Annotated in this window: 5 protein-coding genes; 4 read left to right on the top strand and 1 reads right to left on the bottom strand. The window is 44.2% G+C overall.

Annotation, left to right across the window (positions count from 1 at the left end; translation table 11 throughout):
- Nucleotides 1–2446, bottom strand: a 2446-nt coding sequence (locus tag ACWA6V_RS14925; RefSeq protein WP_449523235.1) for a glycosyl hydrolase, incomplete at its 3' end; no start/stop codon positions are given.
- 294 nt (nucleotides 2447–2740) lie between these two features.
- Between ACWA6V_RS14925 and ACWA6V_RS14920 the strand changes: the two genes are divergently transcribed.
- The 4 genes from ACWA6V_RS14920 to ACWA6V_RS14905 all read left to right on the top strand — a co-directional run bounded on the left by ACWA6V_RS14920 (nucleotide 2741) and on the right by ACWA6V_RS14905 (nucleotide 6575).
- On the top strand, nucleotides 2741–3202 hold the full coding sequence (locus tag ACWA6V_RS14920) for a GNAT family N-acetyltransferase (RefSeq protein WP_449523234.1): 462 nt from the start codon (nucleotides 2741–2743) through the stop codon (nucleotides 3200–3202).
- A 62-nt stretch (nucleotides 3203–3264) separates the two neighbouring features.
- The gene (locus ACWA6V_RS14915) at nucleotides 3265–3816 is read left to right on the top strand and encodes a pyridoxamine 5'-phosphate oxidase family protein (RefSeq protein ID WP_449523233.1); all 552 of its coding nucleotides are present in this window, start codon (nucleotides 3265–3267) and stop codon (nucleotides 3814–3816) included.
- 127 nt (nucleotides 3817–3943) lie between these two features.
- The gene (locus ACWA6V_RS14910) at nucleotides 3944–5143 is read left to right on the top strand and encodes a glycoside hydrolase family 3 N-terminal domain-containing protein (RefSeq protein WP_449523232.1); all 1200 of its coding nucleotides are present in this window, start codon (nucleotides 3944–3946) and stop codon (nucleotides 5141–5143) included.
- Between the two features lie 307 nt (nucleotides 5144–5450).
- Entirely contained in the window at nucleotides 5451–6575 is a 1125-nt protein-coding gene (locus ACWA6V_RS14905; protein ID WP_449523236.1) for a serine hydrolase domain-containing protein, read from the top strand.
- Nucleotides 6576–6701: the final 126 nt, after the last annotated feature.

Raw genomic sequence — 6701 nt, 5'->3', positions numbered from 1 at the left:
GTGTTTCGCCTGTGCGCTTTACGCGGAAACTTCTTGCGGGCACATTCAGCGTCATACCATCCGAGTAGACAACATACAGAGGGCTGCAACCATAGTTGTACGCGATGTAAGTCATCAATCCATTTTTATTAAATGCCACAGCAGTGGGGCTGCTTGCAGTTAATGCACCTGTACCTGTTGCTAAATGACCTAATTGTTTCAGCGTATAAACCCAGTGATAAGTGTGTGCTTTGGTTTCACCTGCTTCGGGTGCGTAATTAAAACCATAAGTTTCCATATCATCGACAGCGGCTTGGCCATCGGCCATTGCCCAAATATTCCACCAGACATCGCGCCATTGATCGTTAATCAAACCGGAAGGTTTGCCATTGCTCGATTCACTCATGCCTAAATCGACGTACTTATCGAGGTAATCGGCGTGTTGACCAATGTGGAAAACCAGTGGGCTCAGTGGTAAACCTTGAATTCCTAAAATATGCGCGTAGGCACCGCTGAACCAGGTCGAAAATACATGGCCATTGCCCCAAATAATGGAGGTGGTCATTTTTGGATAAGCTGCATCAAAGTTATCGTAATCACCGCCTAAACCGCGGAAGCGATCCAGGTTGTTCCAATATTCCCAATAGGCAGCAGTGGATGATGCGTGCAAATAAATGCCGCGTTCAGTGAGCGCTCTGTTATTGGTGATTTGGCCGTACAGCACCATTGCGCCGTAGGCATTGGCTGCTTCAGAAGTGGATTCGTTATTGTTGCCCAATACAAAGTTCGCATGGCCTGATGCCCAGGAGAATCCGTAAGCTGGATCAAAATTGCGCAGGTAAGGGAACATGGCATCGTCGCGCGGTGCGGCGTAATCGCGAATTAATAATTCCACCATAGGGCCGTAATTCGTTGCGCTACACCAGCTGGCATCAACACGGCAAATTTCTGCAGCGGCGCGCACAAAATATCCGTAGTGGAAGTGGTGATCATTTAATTGTTGTTGTGAACCAAAAGATTCATCGTAGCCAAGCAAGGTATCCCAGTTGCTGTCGTAGGAAAAATATTTGGTGGTATCGACACTGCCGTTGGTATTAGCGCGGAACCAATCTTGCAATTCGCCTTTGAGCCAATTGATGAGTTGATCTGCTTCAGCGGTCATGCCAATTGAACGAGCAATCGCAGCGAGTTCGGCAACCTTGCCGTAATTTTTACCCGCCCAGTAGGTATCGGTCATATTGTTCCAACCGGCAGGGCCTTGATTTACAAATTCAGTAACGAAAGCTTTTAATTGGTTTGCATCGTAATCGCCAATATTTTCTGGCAAATAAGGCAGCACACCCACAAATGGAATCGTGTAACTAAAACTATTGGTCGCTGCAAATTTTGTCACACCGCGCGCGCTGCGCACTTTGTAATTGCTTACTGCTTGCGTGGAATTTTTCCATGCCATTGGCAACATGCCCGCCATAGTGGTTACGGGGGCGCCATTGAATTGGAATTTGTGGGTCACAGTCACTTTGCTGGTGGTGCGGTTTACCGCGTAAGTGATGTTCACTTTATCCACGCGCTGTGCAGCGTATTGTGCAAAATCCTGAATCATTGCTGCAGGCGGAGTGCCAGATACTTGCGGCAAGAGCGTGACCGTCATACGTTTGCTGGTGTTGTTGATGCCGATAGTCGCCGTATTTGTGTTGCTAAAGGTGGTGGCATCGTGACCGGTGATCAGGAAATTGTTGTAGTTGCCCGCAACGCTGGTCCATACCCCAAGGGAATTTCCTTGCTGGTAAAAAATCCCTTTTTCTCCGCCATCAGCAGCCTTGGTGCGCAACTGCAAATTACCTTTGAGCGCAGTGAAATACGCATAGGGTGAACCGTGTACAAAGGTCGCTTCCATCACTGGCGTACTGCCGCTGTTCCACTGCACAGTCACTGAGCCATCGCTGTAATCTTTTAAGTAGGCTTCGAGGTTGGTGTAATCCGTATTGGCGATGGCGATACCATCAAACACTTCATTGAACGGATCGGGAATGGAATATTGGGTTGCTGTGGGATTGGTACGCAGGCCGCCGGGAATGCCCATAATACGCACGCCGCGATCGGTAACGCGCGCGGTCATAGGGTCGGGCGTAATGTAGCCAGCGCCGTTAGGATCGCCCACTTTCATTTCGCCCATAAACGAAATCGAACCCCACCAGCGATGGGTCATGGTGTGTTTGGTGGTTGCGGGAGCCACTTTTTGTGGATACAACGGAGTAGGTGCACCAATCGGATTACAGCTGCTCACGCCCGGCTTTACGATGCCCGCGTTGTAAATCCAGTTGCCATGGTCAACCGCGCATTTGTAACCGGCGGGGTTGGCGGCGTCGGTTATATTACCCGCACCGTAGGAAGTGATTGTTGCTGAGCAGACAGGTGCGAGTGCGACTGCCCCCCATATGAGTAAGGCATTCTTTAACTGTTTCATGATATGTCCCATTTTATTGTTAGATTCTGGTGCGCTTGGCGCTCGCCCGACAGGCGAGCCTTGTCCGACGTGCCACCCTAGTCCAAGGTGTCAGTTAAATCGTCCCAAGTTAAAAATAAATCCAATGTGGGAGGGTTCACTTTATGGAATATAAAGAGTGAAACTCCTTTATCTAAGAAATAAGCCTGAGAAAAATTCTGCTTATTCACTCGCGTTGTAGCGCCCGTCGCCACTTATATAGAGGCGCTCATTCGGTGGATAATGCCGGCTCTTGAGCAACCAAGATGAGACCGCATGAAAATTATTAATCTAGCCTCCGCCCCCGAACATATTCCCACCATCGCCGCTTGGCACCATGCGCAGTGGGGTTATTTAAATCCAGGCGGAACCTTGGAGTCCCGTATCGAACGCATGCAGCGCTATCTAAAAGGTGCAGCTATGCCCGCGATGTATATCTGTGTGGATGGCAAACAGTTGGTAGGTACTGCCGCGTTGGTGGAGAGTGATATGGACAGCCACCCCGAGCTATCGCCCTGGCTCGCGAGCGTCTATGTGAAGCCGGATTGTCGTAAGAGCGGTGTGGGTGCGGCATTGGTGAAGCATATTGTTAGTCAGGCCAAAGCACTCGGTTTCAGCCCGCTTTATCTCTTCACTCCGGATCAAGCCAAATTCTATCGTGAACTGGGTTGGCAGTTTATTGCGCAGGAGTCATATCGCGGTGGCGAAGCGACCCTGATGAAGATAGATCCACTTTGACAACAGCAGCGCGGCCGATTATTTATTAATCAGCTACTTATCAATAAACAAGGAATTGAACAATGGGAAAACGCTACTCAGAAATTTCCGCAGACATTCAGGAATTTATCGCCCGGCAAAAATTATTTTTTGTCGGTACAGCAACTGATGATAGCCGGGTCAATATTTCCCCCAAGGGAATGGATTCACTGCGCGTACTCGATAGCAACCGCGTTATCTGGCTCAATGTCACCGGCAGCGGCAATGAAACCGCCGCGCACCTGCAAACCCATCCACGCATGACCATTATGTTCGCCGCGTTTGAAGGTGCGCCGATGATTTTGCGTTTATATGGCAATGCTCGGGCGATTCATCATGGAGATCTCGAATGGAATCAACTCTACAGCAACTTTGCTGTAACTCCCGGCGCGCGCCAGATTTTTGATCTGCATGTTGACTTGGTGCAAACTTCCTGCGGGATGGCAGTGCCTTTTTTTGATTATGTCACTGAACGCGAGCAATTAACCAACTGGGCGATAAATAAAGGCCAGGAGGGAATTAAAGCTTATTGGAAAGAAAAAAATCAGCTGAGTTTGGATGGGAAGGCGACGGGTATTGTGGAGAAAACGGTTTAGCAAATTTTTTGAATCAGAAAGGTAAAACTTGAAGCAAACACCTAATTTAATTGATATTTTTAGATGTATGTTTTAATGGAATATGGTATCGGCCGTTTAATAAACTAATATGGAGAATTAGGAGATTGTGAAAAGAGTTGTAGTTAGTATATTCATATTTTCCTTGCTTTTTATAAATGCTATTTGGGCGCTAAATTTTAGAGATCCTCATTTGTTATTTATCAGGGATTTTGAAATTTTATTTTTCTTGTTATCAAGTGTGTTTTTGGTTGTTAGTGCAATGCTACAAGAAAAAAAATGGATTAGAGTTTTTTGCTTGGTTTTCACTGCAATCTTGCTGGTTATCGTTAGCAAAAATGAATCTTATTTTTATAAATATAAAAATGAGATTTTATTGAATGAATCAAACCAATTTTCTTTAATAAATAAACGATTTATTGTGGGTTTTAACGATAAAAACCAGATTAAAAGACTAGCTGTCAATGGAATAGCGGGGATATTTTTAACAAAAAGAAATATACAAGGTGAAACACATAATTCTCTAAAATCATTTATCGAAGAACTGCAAGAAATAAGAAAAGAAAATGACCTGCCCCCTTTGATTATCACGACCGATCAAGAGGGAGGCGCTGTGTCCAGATTATCACCATTAGTTAGGCAGCAAGAATCATTGGCTATTGCTAGTAGCAAAGGAGAGTCAAGTTATGAGTATGGAAAGATGCAAGGGAAATGGCTCAATGAATTGGGGATAACAGTAAATTTTAGTCCGGTTATTGACCTAAAACCTAAATTACCTCCAAGTAAATTTGATTTTCATTCTTTAATTGCTACAAGGGCAATATCATCAAATCCAATAGAAGTTGTAGCCGTGGCATTACCTTATGTGAAAGGGCTTGAGGCGTCCGGTGTTAAAGCGACATTAAAACATTTTCCGGGCCTTTCAAGAGTGCAGTCTGACACACACCATTTTTCAGCTCGCTTGAATGTTGACATTCCAACTCTTCTGGAGACAGACTTGGTTCCATTCACAGATATATTGAAATCAACCTCGTCATGGCTAATGCTTTCACATGTAATATTAGAAAGTGTTGATCCCAAAAATCCTATAACCACATCTAATTTGGTTGTTGAGGGTATAATAAGATCAAAGTTAGGTATTGATAATGTGCTCATTACAGACGACCTAACTATGGGGGCGATCTATAACCGTGGCTTTTGTAAGAGCGTGGTTCAATCATATTCGACTACTATTGATTATTTATTAATTGCATATGACGATGAAAAATACTTCACTGCTATAAAGTGTATAAGCTCTCATAATGAGTAGCTGAAAAATCTGAACTTCTCCTCAGCTTTAGTGAGAATCTCTCGATAGTAAGGAGGTGTTAGATGCAGGGATTCAGTCCTAAATTGTATATACTCAGATGCTTCCTTAAATCCTTGGTCCTCAACCAGGTCCAGTCAGCGTCTTTTGGCCGGTTGTCCACAGATGATTTTTTGATTCTATCCTTGTCGATATAGCTCCACTCACCCTCCCCGAAAAAATACGCAAAATATACACGCAACAGGTTTTGTCTTGTTGGTTGAGCGCTATGCTAGCCATTCAAACATAAGCATAGGATAGGGGATTGAAAATGAATAAAAATGGAAATGCTTCAATATTTGGCCTGGCTGTCGTAGGTCTATTGTTGGTTTCGTGCTCCTCGCCGAAAATCGGCTTAATGGCGAGTAACGACACAAAAGAAAAATACCATGCCGCAGAAATAAATGAATATATGGAGAGTCTTGCTGATGAGGATTCGCCAGGATTTTCGTATTTAATATCGAAAGATGGGCGAGTAATTGCGAAAGGCAGTGTGGGTTTTGCTGATGTGGAAAACAAAAAATCTAATGATACTGGTACAATTTTTAAAGCGGCCTCTATTACTAAGCAATTTACGGCGGTTTCGATTCTACTGTTGGTAGAGCAGGGTAAGTTAGGGTTATATGATAAATTGGAAACGTTTTTCCCAGAGTTGCCTAACGCAAAAACTATATCAATAAGAAATTTACTTGATCACACATCAGGAATGTGGGAACAAGAAAAAGATGAAGATTTTCCTTTCCCAATTGAAACTGAAGTTCCGTCCTCTGTGCATCTTTCCTATATACAAAAAAATAAGCCTTATTTTGAGCCAGGTGAAAAATGGCATTATTGCAGCAATGGGTATTTTGTATTGGGTCTAATCGTTGAGAAGATTGCAGGTGTTTCTCTTGAAACCTATATGAACAACGAAATATTTAAGCCGTTGGGAATGAGGAATTCGGGCTTGCACGGGAGTAGCACCAATTATGCAAATAGCGCAATAGGTTATGGTGTGTCGGAAGGTAAACCCTATAAGGAGAAAGATTCAAATATGACAACCTACAACGGAGCAGCTGCGCTCTATTCAACGGTTGAGGATCTGTTTATATGGAACGAAGCCTTGCATGGGGGTAAATTGCTTAGCGAGAAATCTTATAAAGAAATGATTTCGCCCCATATATTTAAAAATGGGTTTGTGCCTTTCGTCGGTTATGGATTGGGGTTGGGCATTGAAGATTTAGCAGGACACTCTACGATTGGGCATCCAGGGCGTGTGTATGGCTTCCATTCCGATATTTTGCGAATTCCGGATGACAATATAAACTACATTTTCCTTTCAAATGTAAACATCAATCAGCTGAAGGTTAAGGGCCGAGTTGCCGAAAAAGTCATTGAAATTTTGTACAAGCCTTGAATGTTTTAGTAACTTGCGAAGTGCACTTTCAAGCGCCATGTTTGCCGCTACTGGCATGGCGCTGAGTGCTTATCGCAAGCGGTTTTGTATTCTGGGGCTTGCGCGCTAGTCATTGCGGTTTTTGTG

It is taken from the genome of Cellvibrio sp. (assembly GCF_053579595.1).
The sequence above is the reverse complement of the archived record's forward strand: the minus strand, read 5'-3'. Positions and strand labels throughout refer to the sequence as shown.